This window comes from Butyricimonas sp. (assembly GCF_019423355.1).
GTDB classification, from domain to species: domain Bacteria; phylum Bacteroidota; class Bacteroidia; order Bacteroidales; family Marinifilaceae; genus Butyricimonas; species Butyricimonas faecihominis.
In genome coordinates this window covers 439790-458329 of the sequence record NZ_JAHZBP010000001.1, presented here as the reverse complement: position 1 = coordinate 458329, position 18540 = coordinate 439790, and the positions used below count along the sequence as shown (strand labels likewise).

Genomic DNA, 18540 nt, shown 5'->3' with positions numbered 1-18540 from the left:
CGATGGCTCTTGAATCGTAAATCAGCAATCTAAAATTCTTATAATAGTTCTACTCTACCGTTATTTTTCTCTACCACTTCCTTGGCAATTCCCTTCGGAACTTCAGCGTAGTGTGAGAATTCCATGGATGAACTTGCACGACCGGAAGACAAAGTTCTCAAAACGGTCACGTAACCGAATTGCTCTGCTAGCGGCACTTTAGCCTCGATCACGCGAGCTCCGGCTCTTGATTCCATTCCTTCAACCTGTCCGCGACGGCGGTTCAAGTCACCAATAATATCTCCCATGTACTCTTCCGGGGTTACCACCTCAAGTTTCATGATCGGCTCCAACAATACAGGCTTAGCCTTTTGAGCTGCCTCCTTGTAACCGATCTTAGCGGCCATTTCGAAAGACAACGCATCAGAGTCAACCGGGTGGAATGAACCGTCAAGCAAAGTAATCTTCAAGCTAACAAGTTCATAACCGGCCAAAACACCATTAGCCATCGCATCTTTGAATCCTTTCTCTACAGAAGGGATAAACTCCTTCGGAATATTACCACCTTTCACCTCGTTCACGAAAGTCAAACCTTCTTTGCCTTCTTCAGCCGGCTCCATTCTAAAGATGATGTCAGCGAATTTACCACGACCTCCGGTTTGTTTCTTGAACACGTGACGATGTTCAACGGTTCCGTTAATAGCCTCTTTGTAAGCCACCTGCGGAGCACCTTGATTACATTCAACCTTGAATTCACGTCTCAGACGGTCAAGGATAATATCCAAGTGAAGCTCACCCATACCGCTAATGACAGTCTGACCTGAATCTTCATCCGTTTTTACGCGGAAGGTCGGGTCTTCTTCAGCCAATTTAGCCAAAGCCATACCTAACTTATCAGTATCTTTCTGTGTAAGCGGCTCTACAGCGATACCGATCACCGGCTCGGGGAAAGTCATACTCTCCAACACGATCTGGTTTTCCTCGGAACACAGAGTATCTCCGGTACGAATATCTTTAAATCCAACGCAAGCACAAATATCACCGGCCTCGATTACATCCTTCGGCTGTTGTTTATTTGAGTGCATTTGGAACAAACGAGAAATACGTTCTTTTTTCTCGGTACGCGGGTTGTACACGTATGAACCAGACTCGATCTTTCCGGAATAAACGCGAGTGTAGCACAAACGTCCCACGAACGGGTCAGTCGCGATCTTGAATGCCAATGCAGAAAGCGGGGCTTCCGGATCAATCTCGAAAGTCACAGCCTCTTCCGTACGCGGTCTTTTACCAGCAGCAGCCGGAATATCCAGCGGGTGCGGCAAGTAAGCGATAACGGCATCCAACAAGTTCTGAACACCTTTGTTCTTGAATGAAGAACCGCACATCACCGGACAGAAGTCCATCGCGATAACGGCCTTACGAACCACTGCTTTCAATTCTTCAACAGTGATTGATTCAGGATCTTCGAAGAAACGCTCCATCAAGGCCTCATCCTGAACGGCAGCGGCCTCAACCAATTTCTCTCTCCATTCTTGAGCTTCTGCCAACAAATTCTCCGGAATTTCCTTGATCGTAGCTTCCAATTCACCATTCTCCCACACGTAAGCCTTCATCTCGATCAAATCGATAACTCCCTGAAATCCATCCTCAGCACCGATCGGTAACTGTAATGGAATAGGATTCGCGTGTAATTTTTCACGGATCTCACGTACTGCTTTGAAGAAGTCAGCACCGGAACGGTCCATTTTGTTCACGAAAGCAATTCTCGGAACACCATATTTATTCGCTTGACGCCAAACCGTTTCCGATTGCGCCTCAACTCCACCCACGGCACAGAACAATGCAACAGCACCGTCCAACACACGCAATGAACGCTCCACCTCAACGGTAAAGTCAACGTGTCCCGGAGTGTCAATAATATTTACTTTATATTGCTGACCTTGATAATTCCAGAAACAGGTAGTAGCGGCAGAAGTAATGGTGATACCTCTCTCCTGCTCTTGTACCATCCAGTCCATGGTAGCCGTACCGTCATGCGTTTCACCGATTTTGTGATTCACTCCGGTGAAATACAGGATACGCTCAGTTGTTGTCGTTTTACCGGCATCAATGTGAGCCATGATACCGATGTTTCTTGTAAAATGTAAATCTCTCTTTGCCATTTATCTTATCCCTTCAATTAAAATCTGAAATGTGCAAAAGCTCTGTTGGCTTCAGCCATACGATGAATATCCTCTTTCTTCTTGAAAGCCGCTCCTTCTTCCTTGTATGCAGCCATGATTTCAGCAGCTAGTTTTTCTGCCATGTTTCTTCCGCTTCTTTTGCGAGAGAACAATATCATATTTTTCACGGAGATAGCTCTTTTTCTCATCGGGTTGATTTCCATCGGTACTTGGAATGTTGCACCACCTACACGACGGCTCTTCACCTCTACTTGCGGAGTAATATTCTCCAAAGCTTGCTTCCAGATGTCCAATGCGGGTTTCTCTTCCTTCTTGGCCATTTTCTCGTCTACGATGTCAATTGCATCATAGAAAATTCTAAACGCGATAGACTTCTTTCCATCTACCATTAAATCATTAACGAACCGGGTAACCAACACGTCGTTGAACTTCGGGTCCGGTAACAGGATTCTTTTTTTTGGTTTACTTTTTCTCATCTCTTCTAGTTTACGAATTTGTTCGTTCGCTGCCCTTACCGGTCTTCAACGGTCTCACGACCATTTACTCAACTTTTCGGGAACAACCCATAAACAACTCCTGTCAATTAATCTTTTTACTTCTTACCTTTTGCCGGAGCTGCAGCAGCACCTTTTTTCGGTCTCTTAGCACCATATTTGGAACGACCTTGTAAACGACCGTTTACACCAGCAGCATCCAATGTACCGCGAACCAAGTGATAACGAACTCCCGGAAGGTCCTTCACACGACCACCTCTGATCAACACGATAGAGTGCTCTTGCAAGTTGTGTCCTTCTCCCGGAATGTAGGCATTCACCTCTTTTCCGTTGGTTAATCTAACTCTGGCAACCTTTCTCATCGCTGAGTTCGGTTTCTTCGGGGTCGTCGTGTACACACGAACGCAAACCCCGCGTCTTTGCGGGCAAGCATCCAAAGCCGGAGCCTTGCTCTTGTCCTGGATTTTTGTTCTTCCTTTTCTTACTAACTGTTGAATAGTTGGCATACAAGTACTTTTAAATTAGTTACTTTTATTCAATTTGGCTCGCAAAGGTAGTAACTTTATACATCACCACCAAACATTTCTATCTTTTTTTTCGAAAAAAGCATAAGACTGTGAGAATGTTAGCCGACAATGAGCCGATGAAATTCTATGAAAGAACTATTTCTCCCACCCTGCTCTTTCGAATCAAAGATACATCAAAGACACTCGTGAACGTCTTTGATGCGTCTTTGATTCGAAATTGATACGTCTTTAATTCCCGTATACATCGAATGTACATTAGCTATTCATTGGTTTTCCCCTATTCCCTAGAAACAATTCACGTACAAACTAAGAGTAAATCCACGGCTGGATAAAACGTTTATTCCACAATCAAACATATGAAAAAAATGCCTATTTTTGCCTTAAATTTTACATCAAAAATAAAATTATGGGAAAGGCTGTTTTGAAATATATTTTTGCTTTTTGCTCCTTGCTTTTATTTATCTCCTGCGGGAAAATTTCTTCGGATTCCACGAATGACGGGGTGGATTACTCGGATAGCAAGTGTTGGTTCGAGGCCAATCAAGAGGGCATGAACAAGAAGGTCGATATTTTTTACGTGGTACCTACTTGCATTTGGGATTATACCGACAGCCTCGGGCAAATCCAACATAACATGGATATATTCAATACAAAACAGCGTCAAATGGTAGACCCGTCTATTCGATTGGCCAAAAATGTCTTGTCGGACAGTTGCAATTTTTTCTCTCCCTATTACCGTCAGATCTCGATGGACAGCTGGTTGTCTTTGGACACGGCTCTCATCGAAAAACGTTTTCAATTGGCTTATAAAGACGTAGTAGCCGCCTTTCGTTATTATTGGAACAATTACAATCAAGGACGTCCTTTCATTCTTGCCGGTCACAGCCAAGGAGCAAAAGCCGTGATCGAATTATTGAAACACGAGATAACACCGGAGATCTACCAGCACTTAGTCGCATCTTACGCCATCGGGTACACAATCACGCAAGAGGAACTAGACGGTTATCCTTATCTACGAATGGCTAAAGACTCTACGGACGTGGGGGTGATCATCGGATTCAATAGCGTGACAAAACCGGAAGCAATTTCTCCATTGTTCAAAAACAACATCGTGTGTATTAATCCCCTGAACTGGAAAACGGATGCTAGCCCCGGAGTTTCTGATCAAGGTTTTACCGCATCTATCGACCCTTCCATCCATACAATCGTGGTAACAGGAATTGATGAAGACAAATATTATATTCCCAGCGTGGAAGTACTTTTACCTAAAGGGAATCTACACGTGGAAGAATTTAATCTTTACAACCAGAATTTGAGAAAAAATGTTTTACAGCGCATACGTGCATTCCATGAACGTTCTTTTCAATCAAATTAACGCCACGGGATATTCACACATCAGATGCAAAGCTCCGAGGAATAAAATCTAATTTTCCTTATCCATACCCCTACCGGAATCTCGTATATTCTTTGTATATTTGTATCTATTTGACTGGTTTTTACCGGATATTATACAATCCAAACCAACTAAAATGACATACAAACCATGAATTCATTTATCCAATTTTTACTCGTCATCAATTTCATTTGTTATGCTGGAATTGATCCATCACCTCAAAAAAAATTAACGGAAAAACAAAAAGGTATCATTGAATCATTAATTTCTTTCGCGGACTCTCTCAATGGCAAAACCAAATCCTCCAGCATAATACTTACAAAAATTGCCACCCTAAAAAATGACAATGTAGAATTTATGCCTTTTTATCACTTAGACATAGACAAATTTTACAAAGATCCTACTCCCGAAAACCTTCTCTTATCCTTGTATCAACCGGACACTCTTGCCATGCTTTTACTACGAGAAAAAGCCGATACATCATACCTGTTAATTGTCCAAAAACAAAATTCCCATTGGATACCTAATATCCTAATGCAAGACTTCGGAAAAAACATTCAGAATGTAAAAGACAAGATTCCCGATATTAAAAACGCTGACTTTAAAATTTTCCAATTCGAACATCTCTATTTTTATAGCTATATCAACAAGAAAGAACAAATTTATGAAGATATGCGAGGGAATATCCTCACCCCAAAAATGATGTGCAATAAATTATTCACAATTATCGATGCCATAAAAGAAGCAGCCGAGAAAGGTGAAGTACTCTACCTCTAAATTTATATTATTTCGTGCTTTTAATTTTTTTGTTAAAATAAATATTGCAACATTGCACTCTGATAAATCACAAAACAAAAAAATCATATTACACATGAAGACACTTCTTCTTATTTTAAGCGCTATCCTTTTCTTTTTACAGACAGGAAAAGCCTGCACGATCATCGTGGCCGGCAAAAAAGCCACGGTCGACGGTAGTGTTTTAAATTCACACACGGATGCCGGTGCGGATTGTCGCATCCGGGTCGTGGCGGGCCAAAAATTTCCCAAAGGAAGTATGGCTCCCGTGTATTACGGCATACAGCGAGTTGACCTCCCCTTGGATGACAACGGGGAAATCTTAGGCTACATCCCGCAAGTTGAGCAAACCTACACGTATTTTCAATCCGCTTACTCCCACATCAACGAGTACCAACTCTGCATCGGGGAAAGCACCACGAGCCAACGCCCCGAATTACAAGTAAACAAAGGAGAAGGGAAACAGATCATGACCGTGGAGCAAGCCATGATTTTTGCCTTGCAACGTTGCAAAACGGCAGAAGAGGCCCTTACCCTCATCACCTCGCTCATGGAAAAATACGGGTTCCTTCCCTCTTGCGGGCCGGAATCAGAATGTCTCACGATCGCGGACCCGGAAGGAGTATGGGTTCTCGAACTTTTCAGTGTCGGTAAAAACTGGACCCCGGAAAGTGGTAAGCCGGGTGTGATCTGGGCCGCTCAACGGGTGCCGGACGATGAAATCGCCATGATTCCCAACTGGAGCATCATTAAAGAAATAGATCTTTCAAAACCGGAACAATTCCGTGCCTCTTCCAACTACCAGCAGGTAGCCATTGAAAACGGCTGGTATTCCCCGGCAAGCGGCAAACCTTTCGTTTGGCAGGATGTTTATGCCCCGACTCCCAGAGAATGGGCCACAAACCGTTTTTGGTTATTCGTCAACACGTTCGCACCCTCTCTCGACCCGATCCCGTCCAGACGTACCAATAACCCGTTCGATAACTTGAACCAGTATATCCAATACGTGGAACCGCTTAGCGTGTACCCGTTCTCCTTTAAACCGGAGCAAAAAGTTTCCGTGAAAGACTTCATGGACTTCCAACGTTCCACGTTCACGGGGACCATCTATGACAAAGAGAATGACGCCGTTTGGTATTACCCGGACAAAAACGGGAACATGGTGAAAAGTAAACTGGCCACCCCTTTCCCATCCAGTGAAACGCAAAAATTAATGAAGACTACCCGCAGACGCCTAGTAGCACGGGTTGACGGGGAATACGGTATGGTAGCCCACCTCCGCTCGGACCTTCCCCGGGAAATCGGTGGAATATACTGGGTTTTCCAAGATAACGCCTACACGTCACCTTACCTGCCCATCTTCACGGGCGTGACCCGCATCCCGGAAGTCTATTCCACGTATAACCCCAAAGAATACTCCGACAATTCCGCTCGCTGGGCCATTGATTTTGTCGATAACTTACTCTACCTGAACTGGCAGGATGGGAAAAAAGATTTGGAAGCCGCACGGGCTCCCATGGAACAATCCTTCTTCGAACGTAATGCAGAGATCGAGAAAGAGTTTATCGCCTTGCAAAAGAAAAATCCCAAGAAAGCGACAGAATTACTCAATAAATACACGCAAGAATGTGCCGACACGATCATGCAAACCTACGTACAACTTCGGAACACGCTGATCACAAAGTACACGAACAATAAAATGAGATAAAAGTTATAACGAGAAGGGGCTGTCCCAAAAGTCTATTTTATAAAAAAAACTCCTCCGTCACTTCGTGCCACCTCCTCTATAAACAGAGGAGGAGCTGGTGACTCTTCCCGAAGACAGGGAGTATTTCAACTCTCCCTCTGTTTATAGAGGGAGTACGGCGAAGCCGGGAGGGAGTTTGAAAATTGACTTTTTGAACTGCCCCTTCATCTCATTCCTCAGTTTGTTATTTCCTTTTTAATTTCCTATTTTTAACGCGAAGAGAATTAAACGTTACATTACCATGCACACGAACGAGCAATTCATTAAAGCGCTAAACCGAAAAAAAGAGGAAGCTTTCCAAATGCTCTTCAAAGATTATTATGCGTCTTTGGTCATGTACGCCATGCACTATGTCAGACAGGAAGTTGCCGAAGACATTGTACAGGATTTAATGACTCTATTGTGGGAAAAAGACACGTATTTTGATTCTATCTCTGCATTTCATTCGTTTATCTATTTATTTATCCGGAATCGTTCGATCAACCACCTGAAACATCAAAAAGCAGAATTAAATTATATCAATTACCAGCAAGGAGAATCAATATCAGACGAATCGGAAGTTTTCCAAGTCATGGAAGAAGAGATCTACCGTATTTTCTTCAACGTCATCGACCAATTGCCGGAACGCTGTAAGGAAATATTCAAATTACACTTGGCCGGGAAAAAAGAAAATGAAATTGCCTCACAACTCGGCATTTCCCTCTCAACGGTTAAAAGCCAAAAACAGAAGGCATTTCAACGTTTAAAAGAAAGACTGAACCCGCTATTTTTCTTTTTACTATTCATGTAAAAATACATATACCGGGGATTCCTCGTCATTTCGCTAGTATATCCCTGCACCCTCTCTAGTATAGAAAGAGCCATTTAAGTTGAAATAAATAGTTCTAATACTATAATAGCAGTAGATGAACAGTAGAAGACCAGTAGAAGAGCAGTAAAGGAAGTAGTGAGAATATAGAGAGAGAATAAAGAAAGAGTAAAGAAGAATAGGGAAAAAGTACTTTTCTCATTTTTGGCATCGTACTTTTTACTACCCATGCTGTTTGTTATACAAAATGAATACTCATGAATAACAGGCACCGCAAAATTATACAGCTCATCGTGTTGTACATGGAAAACAAACTTTCCGAGACACAACAAGACGAGTTAACCGCTTGGCTGGAAGAAGACGAAAAGAATCGCTCTTTCTTTCAACAGGTCATTTCCCCCGAAAAGAGGCTTCAAAAGTTTGAAACCCGAAAACACATCGATTCCGAAAAAGCATTTTCAAAATTCAAAAAGAATACCCAACCTCATAAAGTAAAGTCTATTTACCGTTTAAGCCGATACGCGGCTATTTTTCTCGTCCCCGTACTCGTGGGACTTGTTTATTTACTCGTGAATCAAGAGCCGGCAACCCGTGAAATTTCGCAATCACCTATCACTCATGGAAACAACAAAGCGATTTTGATTCTGTCACAAGGGGAAACGATTGACTTATCACCAGATCACGCACTACCCGCACTACCGAAAGGGATCGATTTAGTTTTACAAGGTGACAAACTCATCTATGTATCAGACTCCACGGCAGAAAAGGAAAAACAACATTATGAACTAATAACACCCCGTGGCGGGGAATTCAAAATCACCTTACCGGACGGAACATTCGTGCATCTGAATTCGAATTCCAAATTAAGATTCCCGAAGAATTTCGCTCCCGACAAACGAGAAATATTCCTTTCGGGAGAGGCTTATTTCGAAGTAAGCAAAGACACGAACAAACCTTTTCTCGTTATCGCTGAAGACGTCCAAGTAAAAGTGTACGGAACCACGTTCAATATAAACACATTACTTGGGAATCAAATACAAACCACGCTAGTCAAAGGTTCTGTCGGAATCCGGGTGCAAGATTCATCGCAAGAGTATATCTTGAAACCCAGCCAACAAGCCATCGTGGAAAAAACAGACGGGAATATCACCATCCGAGAGGTCGATACCACTCCGTACACGGCTTGGACAGAAGGCATATTCCTATTTGACAACGAACGTCTGGAAACCATTCTGGACAAGCTTGCCCTGTGGTATGACGTGGAACTATTTTATCAGAATGAATCCGTAAAGGATGTCCGTTTCACGGGTTACCTGAAACGATATGACAACATCGATGTCATCTTAAATGCCATTGAATCCACCGTTAGCGCTACATTTCATATAAAAGAAAGAACAATTATTATAAACAAAAACGAGTACACGAACAGGTAAAACAAAGGACGGAGATGTTCCACCATCATCCGTCCTTACAGAACAATGAATAAATCAGACTGGACATCTCATTTATTCAAATACTAATAGATTAAACCACAAATTTATGAAAACTTTTGAATTTCGACCTCATGTACATGGGCGTCCTAAAAGTAAAATTATTCTAATTATGAAGATTTGCACATTCATTCTTCTGGTTTTTAACCTCGGATTGTCAGCCTCCGGCTACTCGCAGCAGAAAAAAGTCACGCTGGACTTCAAGAACGCTACAAGCAAGGAATTTTTCGCCGAGATTCAAAAACAAACAGGTTATTGCTTCATTTTCAACACCAATCAAGGTGAACAGATCGGGGAAATCACCATTTCTGTCCGCGATAAAAGTGTTCAGGAAGTCATGGAAGAAATACTGCGTCCCACGGGATTCTCGTACACTTTCCAGAATGACATCATCGTGATTACCCCCAAAATGGCAGAACCCGAGAAAAATATCTTAACCGGACTGGTTTTCGACGAGAACAAACAACCCCTGCCGGGAGTAACCGTCCTCGTGAAGGGGTCAAGCAATGGAGTAACCACGAACACAAAAGGAGAATTCTCGATTAAGTTACAGGAAAAGGACACCCTCGTTTTCTCTTTTATCGGGATGGAATCCGTCACGTTACCCTATACCGGACAAAAAACGGTCACGATCACGCTCAAATCAAGCAAAAAAGAGCTGGAAGAAGTAGTTGTTACAGGTTACCAAGTGATCGAAAAACGCAAACTGACATCTGCCGTGGTGAGCGTGAAAGGTTCAGATGTGCTGGACCCGATCAACACGTCTATCGACCAGATGTTGCAAGGAAAAATACCGGGATTGCAGGCCATTAATCAGTCGGGAACCCCCGGAGTAGCACCCAAAATCAGGATTCGAGGCTCCTCCTCGATCTCGGGAAGTCGGGAACCCGTGTGGGTGGTCGACGGCGTGATCCTTTCCGACCCGATACCGCTTACCCCGGAAGAGATCAACAGCATGGACAACGTGAATCTGATCGGGAACGCGATTTCCTTCCTGAACCCGGAAGACATTGACCGGATTGACATTTTAAAAGATGCCTCTGCCACGGCTCTTTACGGGGTACGTGCCGCCAACGGGGTGATCGTGATCACCACCAAAAGAGGCCAATCCGGCCCGCCAAGGGTGAACTTCTCGACGAACCTTTCCGTCGTTGCCCGCCCAAACTATTCCATCATGAAACAAATGAATTCGAGAGACCGCATCGAGGTCTCGGAAGAAATGCAGGAGAAAGCATTACATTTCAACAAATATGACCCGTCTGAAATCGGTTACGAAGGAGCGTTAAGGGATCTGTGGGAGCGTCGCATCACCTACCAAGAATTCAACCAACAGGTGAAAAAACTAAAGGAAATGAACACGGATTGGTACGATCTACTGTTCCACACCTCGTTCACGCAAAGTTATAACCTATCCGTTTCCGGGGGAAGTGATCGGGTGAATTATTACATATCAGCCGGGTACAACGATCAAAAAGGCGTGGCAAAGCCGGAAAAATACACTCGCTACAACGCCTTGGCAAAAGTGGATGTCAATTTATACCCCAATCTAAAAATAGGGGCAGACATTTCTTCCGCCCGGGTAAAAAGCAAGCGCACGCATAGTTCTGTCGATCTGTACCAAAACGCGTATGAAACCTCCCGGGCTATCCCCGCCTACAACGAGGACGGAAGTGACTATTTTTATACCACGAAAGAAGGGTTGAAAAACACGGCAAAAGATTATTACTCGCCGGATATTAAGTTCAACATATTTCACGAACTGGATCATTCCGGCTACGAGAGTACGACCAGCAACACGTCCATGAATTTCCACTTGGACTGGAAACTGTTCTCCATGTTCAACTGGCACACCCAGTTCAACCTGACCACTACTCACACCAATGAACAGGAATGGGTGGACGAACAATCCACATACGCACAATCCAAACGGTTGCTCGCGTACGGCGTGAAAGAACCCGACACGAAATTAGCCTCCAATTATTACACGGACACGGAACTTCCCATGGGTGGGATCTTGAATGAAAAGGATTACCGGGGACAGTCCTACCAGTTAACAAGTTCCCTCAGCTATTTCCAAACGTTCCAAAAACATGAAGTTAACGCCATTGCCGGAATAGAAATCAACTCTAGGAAGATGGACGGTAAAACGGAAACAAATTACGGGTATCTCCGGGAACGGGGACACAAATTCGCCAAGATCGTTTTGGAAAACTACAGCAAATACAGGAACACCGTGGCCGAAAACTATCCGGCTATCACGGACACCAAAGACAACAAAGTCTCTTTTTACGGGGCTTTCACCTACACGTTCGACAACAGGTACAGTTTCAATTTCAACATCCGGGCTGACGGTTCAAATCAATTCGGGAAAGACATTTCCACCCGATTCCTACCGATATGGTCCATCTCCGGAAGATGGAACGCCCACGAGGAGCTATTCCTTCAAAATGTGAAATGGCTGGAGGTTCTAGCCGTGCGAGGCTCTTTCGGTATACAGGGAAATGTCAACGAAGAGCAAGTTCCCGACATGATCCTGACCATGGGGGGTATGGATAATATCTCGGAAGAGTATTCGTCCACGCTATACAAGGTTCCCAATGACCATTTAAAATGGGAAAAGACACAATCCTACAACTTGGGAATCAATCTGGTTGTCTTGAAAGGCTTACTTGACGTTACCCTAGAAGGATATAAAAAGACGGGAAAGAACATGATCGTGACCAAGGAAATTACCTCCACGAACGGGGCATCCCGGGTGGCCATCAACCGAGGTTCTCTTCGGAATAAAGGTTGGGAGTTATCCGTCGGGCTTAAACCTTTAAATCGCAAAGACTACGGGATAAGTCTATCCTTTAATACATCCAAAGTGTACAACAAGGTTACCAACGCCGATAAGGAACAACATACCACCTATACAAATTACGTCAATGGAAGCGTGATCACCAACGGCAAACCGGTAAACACGTTCTACTCCTATCAATTTGACAAATTGGACGCTAATGGTTATCCGACATTCAAGAACTACAACGAACAATACTTGGAAGACGGGGATGGTCACAAAAAAGGGGATTTCATCATCAGTTCCTACGACGAGGCATACGCCCGGGCTTTCGTTGCCATGGGAAGCCGGGAGCCGGATTTAAGCGGTGGTCTCTCTGCCGACTTCCGGTATAAACGTTTCTCTCTAAGTTCCACGTTCGCTTTTAACTTGGGGCATAAGGTTCGATTAAACAACCTCTACGTGGCGAATCAAACGCTGCCCTATCCGCAGCAAAACATGAGTACCGAATACGTGAACAGGTGGCGAAAACCCGGGGATGAAGACCGGACGAACATACCCCGGTTAAGTGACGATGCTTTAAGAATATCGGAATGGAATGATGCCTACGTGAAGGTGTACCCGCAGGATTTGAAATACCCTGTTGCGGCATCTTTGTGGGAAATGTACAATTATTCGGATTTACGGACCGTGTCCAGTAGTTTCTTGCGCTGCACGAACCTGTCCTTGAATTACAGGTTCCCGGAAGAATGGTGCAAAAAGCTCTTCCTGAATTCATTGAATCTCGGGTTCTCCGTGTCCAACCTTTTTGTTATCAAAGATAAAGCCCTCAAGGGACGGGACCCGGAACAAATCAGCCTCGGGGCTCGCTCCATTCCACCACAACAAACTTATTCCATGCGGCTATCACTTAATTTTTAATCCCTGAAGTCATGAAAAAAATATATATTATACTCGCAATTCTGGTCCTGTTGACACAAGGATGTAATGATTTCCTTGAACCCGAATCACAGGATAAAGTCGTTCCTAAAACGGTCTCTCACCTGCGAGAACTCTTACTCGGAGAGATCATCCAGAACAAAAAAGACTACACCGAATATTTGTCCGTCATGACAGATGATTTCGCGGATCAAGACGGGAACCAGTATGAATACCGCAACCAGCTGTGGGGCTACTACACGTGGCAACGGGAACCCGAAGAGGGACGAGATCTGGCGACGAGGCATGACGAGGCATGGAGCGAATTATATCATACCATTTTCACCTGCAATATCATCATTGATAAAACACCTTCCATGCACGGCACGGATGAAGAAAAGAATCAACTACTGGCAGAGACTTATTTCATGCGGGCCCAAGCTTATTTCGAGTTAATAAACTTGTACGGAGAACCCTACGAAAGTGCGGAGCAAGCCGAGAAAGCCCTCGGGGTCCCGATTAACGAGGAAATCACGATCATGGATAACATCTATTCCAGAGAGACTCTAGCGAAAGTGTACGCGAAGATAGAGTCCGATTTACACGAGTCGATCGCACGTTTTAAAAACACGGAATGGACCAAGAATGTGGTTCACCCGAGCCTAGACGTGGCTTACCTGTTTGCCTCCCGGCTGCATCTTTACAAAAAAGAGTACCAGTTAGCCAAGAATTATGCCGACAGCGTTATCAATAACGAGAGGTACCAGCTCTACGACTTACATACAGCCGGCCTAACTTCCTACTCCTATTTTATCAACAGAAATAACCCAGAGATCATGTTCTGTTACGGCATGGCCAGTTTTGATTTTATCTATAATTACTCTTCCACGTATGCAACATACCTTGTCTCCGATAAGATCATTTCACTTTTTAGTAATGATGACTTGCGCAAAACCACATTTTGGGACAAGAATAAGAAACCTCACAAATTCAGTAGCACGAATTCCCAGTCCTACGGAAATACCTATCGTCTGTCAGAAGCCTACCTAAACCGGGCCGAGGCATTGGTTTTCTTAGACAAATGGGAATCGGCCATCACGGATATTAACACGATCAGGGAAAAGCGTATCGAGAACGATTACGAAATCACGGCCACCAACCCGGAGGATGCCCTGAACAAAGTCTGGGAAGAACGCAGGAGAGAACTTTGTTTCGAGAAACATCGCTGGTTCGACCTGAGAAGACAGGGAATGCCGGAACTACGACACATTTTCACGAACGGGGGAAGTCGGAAAGAATACATTCTACCCGCAGGAAGTAAATCCTACACGCTACCGATCCCTAAAAAGATCAGAGAGCAAAACAAGATTATCGTGAACATCGAACGCCCCGAACAGCTATAAACCTATAAAAACCGAAACTATGAAAAGTATATATATCATACCCCTATTTTTTATCCTTCTAGGATGTCATGATGAAAACAATCCAAAGGTGGAATTACAAGCCGGGAAGTACACGTTAACCGATGATCCCAACGATTACGTACAACATTACATTTATGACTTTTACCAGAAATACGGCGTGGTCATCCTAACCAACCCGGATTCCAGCGATTACGTTTATAACTTTAACAATCAAAACCCGATCTCGCTAAAAGCCCCGGAACAGGAAAAAGAAGTCCTTAAAACCGGGCTGCAATTTATCGAGGAGCAGTTCTTGAATATCTATGACGAAAATTTCAAAAAGAAATATTTCCCGTTCACGATTCAACTGGCCAATCGTATTGAGTTATGGATACTGGGTGATTATGATTTAGTCAACGCCTATTCAAGCTCCGGCTTTATCGCTATCGCAAACATCAATGACGATCTGGCAACTCTCGATGAAACCACCCGCAACAATTACCGGGGAGATATTAATCAAAGTCTTTGGACCGAATATTTACTAAAGCGTGAGGCATGGTTCGTACCGGGAGCCTTCCTCGAAGTAAGCAAGGAGTATTACGGGGACTACAGCCTGTTTGAATCGTACACGGTAGAAGAGGGAATTATTGAGGCCAGAGAATGTGGATTCATCACGTTCGACCCCTATATGTCCGAAACCGAAGACCCGGAAGATTGTCTTCTATTTATCCCAAGTCAAGAGATGGACGTGCAGCAATATTTTCAATTCTTGTTCTCTTCCACGAAAGAGGAACTAGACGAACTCATGGAAGAATATCCCTTGGTAGAACAAAAATATTTACTGTTACAAGATGCTATCCAAAAACAACTGGATATAGATATCTTTTCTTTTTGTCTGCCTTCATAAAACAGTGACTTATCCAGCTACCCCCTCCAACTCCCCCTTACACAGGGGGAGAGCTGATTACCAAGCGGTTTCTCCCCCTGTGTAAGGGGGAGTTAGTGGGGGTAGTTGTTTAAAAATGACTTTTGGCACGCTCGCTTTTATTCTCCATATTCCAACGGAAATACGTACCTTTGCACAAGGGACGACGTAATTTAACAAATACTTCCAATGGAATTAACCTTCAACACGAAACTAAAAGGGACAATTGCCCTCACGGATTCTTTTCAACTCACGAAAACACTCCGTGAAGATAACAGTTTGTACAAATTTATCTGGGCAAGGAAAGGAACCGTCACGATAGACGTTGACCATCAACTCATCACGCTACAAGAAAACGATATTATTTCCCTGACCAACCTTCACCACTTGGAAATCAAGGAATCCGAAGGAGACTACATGATACTCCTTTTTAACAGTAATTTCTATTGCATCTACGGGAACGACCACGAAGTTTCATGTAGCGGATTCCTTTTCAATGGTACCTCCCGCATCATGCACTTCCGCCTTTCGGAAGAAGAAAAAGCAACTTGCGAGGCCATCATCACCAGCCTGCAAAGCGAATTTCAAGTAAACGACAACTTGAAAGAAGAAATGTTGCGCATCCTGTTGAAACATTTTATCATTCACACGACACGGGTTGCCCGCAAAAACCTGCATATCACGCCCGACATGGAAGAGAGTTTTAATTCGGTTCGTCGTTTTTACGTGCTTGTGGACCAACATTTCAAAAAAAAGAAACAAGTGCAGGATTACGCCGATATGTTATGCAAATCCCCTAAAACCCTTTCGCACCTTTTATCGTTATACAATTTACCTTCCCCGTTGAAAGTGATCCACCAGAGGGTAGAGGCGGAAGCAAAACGGCTTTTACTATATAGCGAAATGACAGCCAAGGAGATCGCCCATCTCTTAGGTTTCGAAGACCAAGCAAGTTTCAGCCGTTTCTTCAAGAAAGTTTCCGGGGAAAGTATTACACAATACAAACGTCAGTTGAAAGAATCGGGAAAAATTGACAACTAAAACGGAAAAATTGCCATTTTTAACCACATGCGGATAGCCGATCTTTGTACCTGAAGTTAAACAATCTAATTCAGGAATAAAATGAACGAGCAAGTAACAAAATCCATTCATCGTTTTTTAACGATAGCAGCATCAAGCAAAGGTTTAGGCATAAAACTGATCCGTGTGGCCATCCTCATCATTTTCGTGTGGATCGGGGGGCTGAAATACTATCACTACGAGGCTGACGGGATTGTGCCGTTCGTTGCCAACAGTCCCTTCATGAGTTTCTTCTACAACAAACAAGCCCCGGAATACAAGGAATACAAAAACGCGGAAGGAGCCTACGTAATCAAAAACCGGGAATGGCATCAAGTAAACGGAACGTACACCTTCGCCTACGGGCTGGGAGTCCTGATCTGTACCATCGGGATACTGGTTTTCCTTGGATTATTCTTTCCCCGCATCGGCATCATCGGGGATATTCTGGCCATTATTATGACTATCGGAACCTTGTCATTTCTTGCCACGACACCCGAAGTATGGGTCCCCAATCTGGGAAGCGGGGAATTTGGTTTTCCCCTGTTATCGGGAGCCGGACGCCTCGTGATTAAAGACACGGCCATATTAGCAGGAGCCATAGTGCTACTATCCGATTCTGCACAACGCATATTAAATCAATTAAAACATCAAGAATCATGAAAGAATTTGACGCTATCATCATCGGTTTCGGCAAAGGTGGTAAAACCCTTGCCACGGAACTGGCTCAACATGACTGGAAAGTTGCCATGATTGAACGATCAGATAAAATGTACGGGGGAACCTGCATCAACATCGGGTGTATCCCGACCAAAGCACTCATCCACCAAGCAGAACTTGCCACGCTGAAAAAAGGGCTCTCTTTCGAAGAACGGAAAGCGGACTACCGGAAGGCTATCGCATTCAAAAATAATGTAACAGACAAGCTACGCCAAAAAAACTACGATAACCTCGCCGGGAACCCCAACATCACGGTTTACACGGGCGAAGGACAATTCGTCTCACCCGAGATCGTTCGGGTGACAACAAAAGAAGAGACTTTCGAACTAACGGCAAAACACATTTTTATCAACACGGGAGCGGAAGCCGTGATACCCCCGATCAGCGGGATTCAGGATAATCCCAAAGTATTCACAAGCACAACTATCATGGAACTGGAAGAACTTCCCCGACAGTTAATCATTGTCGGAGGTGGTTACATCGGGTTGGAATTTGCCTCCATGTATGCCTCCTTCGGAGCGGAAGTCACCGTGTTGGAAGGATTCTCGGCATTGATTCCCCGGGAAGATCGGGATATTGCAGCCAACGTGCAGGAAGTACTGGAGAAAAAAGGGATTCGCTTCATCTTGAATGCTAACGTGCAATCCGTGACTAATGGCGAAAAAGAAGCTACCCTCACCTATAAGGATACAGCAAGCGGCGAATTGAACACGCTCCAAGCGGATGCAATTCTCCTCGCCACGGGTAGGAAACCTAACACGGAAAGCTTGAATCTAAAGGCGACCGGGGTCGAAGTCAACGAAAGAGGAGCCATCATCGTGGACGAACATTTGAAGACAACAACACCCCATATCCGTGCCATAGGAGACGTAAAAGGCGGTCTGCAATTCACCTATGTTTCTCTGGACGATTATCGAATCATCCGGGAAGATTTATTCGGTAATGGGGATCGGGCAACAACCAACCGGGAACCAATCAGTTATTCCGTGTTTATCGAACCCCCGCTTTCCCGCATCGGAATGAATGAAGAAGAGGCCCGGAAAAAGAACCTGAATTTCAAGGTAAACAAATTCACCGTCTCTTCCATTCCACGAGTACACACGATCGGCAAAACAGAGGGAATGTTGAAGGCTATCATTGATGCAGACACGAAAAAGATACTGGGCTGTACACTATTTTGTCCGGAATCAAGCGAAATCATCAATATCGTAGCTATCGCCATGAAAACGGGACAGGATTACACATTCCTGCGGGATTTCATCTTCACGCACCCCTCCATGAGCGAATCATTCAACGACCTGTTCAGATTTAAACTATGAA

General features: G+C 44.1%; 14 protein-coding genes. 11 read left to right on the top strand and 3 right to left on the bottom strand.

Annotated elements, in window-relative coordinates; all coding sequences use genetic code 11:
* Window positions 1-38: 38 nt before the first annotated feature.
* The 3 genes from fusA to rpsL form a co-directional block, all read right to left on the bottom strand.
* Entirely contained in the window at window positions 39-2141 is a 2103-nt protein-coding gene (gene fusA / locus QVC79_RS01805; protein WP_270595284.1) for an elongation factor G, read from the bottom strand.
* 17 nt (window positions 2142-2158) lie between these two features.
* On the bottom strand, window positions 2159-2638 hold the full coding sequence (gene rpsG / locus QVC79_RS01800; RefSeq protein ID WP_027201677.1) for a 30S ribosomal protein S7: 480 nt from the start codon (window positions 2636-2638) through the stop codon (window positions 2159-2161).
* Window positions 2639-2754: 116 nt separating this feature from the next.
* A complete protein-coding gene (rpsL, locus tag QVC79_RS01795) occupies window positions 2755-3162 on the bottom strand; it encodes a 30S ribosomal protein S12 (protein ID WP_027201678.1) in 408 nt (135 codons plus the stop codon).
* A gap of 427 nt (window positions 3163-3589) precedes the next feature.
* Here rpsL and QVC79_RS01790 point away from each other — a divergent pair, with 427 nt between their 5' ends.
* The 11 genes from QVC79_RS01790 (at window position 3590) to QVC79_RS01740 (ending at window position 18539) form a co-directional block, all read left to right on the top strand.
* Window positions 3590-4558: a DUF3089 domain-containing protein gene (locus tag QVC79_RS01790; protein ID WP_270595283.1), complete on the top strand. Its 969-nt coding sequence runs from the start codon at window positions 3590-3592 to the stop codon at window positions 4556-4558.
* Window positions 4559-4726: 168 nt separating this feature from the next.
* The gene (locus tag QVC79_RS01785; RefSeq protein WP_270595282.1) at window positions 4727-5353 is read left to right on the top strand and encodes a hypothetical protein; all 627 of its coding nucleotides are present in this window, start codon (window positions 4727-4729) and stop codon (window positions 5351-5353) included.
* Between the two features lie 94 nt (window positions 5354-5447).
* Window positions 5448-7079, top strand: coding sequence for a dipeptidase (locus tag QVC79_RS01780; RefSeq protein WP_270595281.1), 1632 nt, complete (start codon window positions 5448-5450; stop codon window positions 7077-7079).
* Between the two features lie 280 nt (window positions 7080-7359).
* Window positions 7360-7908, top strand: coding sequence for an RNA polymerase sigma factor (locus QVC79_RS01775; protein ID WP_118303767.1), 549 nt, complete (start codon window positions 7360-7362; stop codon window positions 7906-7908).
* A 275-nt stretch (window positions 7909-8183) separates the two neighbouring features.
* Entirely contained in the window at window positions 8184-9359 is a 1176-nt protein-coding gene (locus QVC79_RS01770) for a FecR family protein (protein ID WP_270595280.1), read from the top strand.
* 169 nt (window positions 9360-9528) lie between these two features.
* Complete coding sequence (locus QVC79_RS01765) at window positions 9529-13116, top strand: SusC/RagA family TonB-linked outer membrane protein (protein WP_270595279.1); 3588 nt, start codon at window positions 9529-9531, stop codon at window positions 13114-13116.
* Window positions 13117-13127: 11 nt separating this feature from the next.
* On the top strand, window positions 13128-14516 hold the full coding sequence (locus tag QVC79_RS01760) for a RagB/SusD family nutrient uptake outer membrane protein (RefSeq protein ID WP_270595278.1): 1389 nt from the start codon (window positions 13128-13130) through the stop codon (window positions 14514-14516).
* Between the two features lie 19 nt (window positions 14517-14535).
* On the top strand, window positions 14536-15423 hold the full coding sequence (locus QVC79_RS01755) for a hypothetical protein (protein WP_270595277.1): 888 nt from the start codon (window positions 14536-14538) through the stop codon (window positions 15421-15423).
* A 207-nt stretch (window positions 15424-15630) separates the two neighbouring features.
* Window positions 15631-16482 (top strand): helix-turn-helix transcriptional regulator, encoded by an 852-nt coding sequence (locus QVC79_RS01750; RefSeq protein WP_270595276.1) that lies wholly within the window; start codon window positions 15631-15633, stop codon window positions 16480-16482.
* An 81-nt stretch (window positions 16483-16563) separates the two neighbouring features.
* Window positions 16564-17163, top strand: a complete 600-nt coding sequence (locus QVC79_RS01745; RefSeq protein WP_270595275.1) for a DUF417 family protein — start codon at window positions 16564-16566, stop codon at window positions 17161-17163.
* Window positions 17160-18539, top strand: a complete 1380-nt coding sequence (locus QVC79_RS01740) for an FAD-dependent oxidoreductase (RefSeq protein ID WP_270595274.1) — start codon at window positions 17160-17162, stop codon at window positions 18537-18539. Before QVC79_RS01745 ends, QVC79_RS01740 begins: the two co-directional genes overlap by 4 nt.
* Window position 18540: the final 1 nt, after the last annotated feature.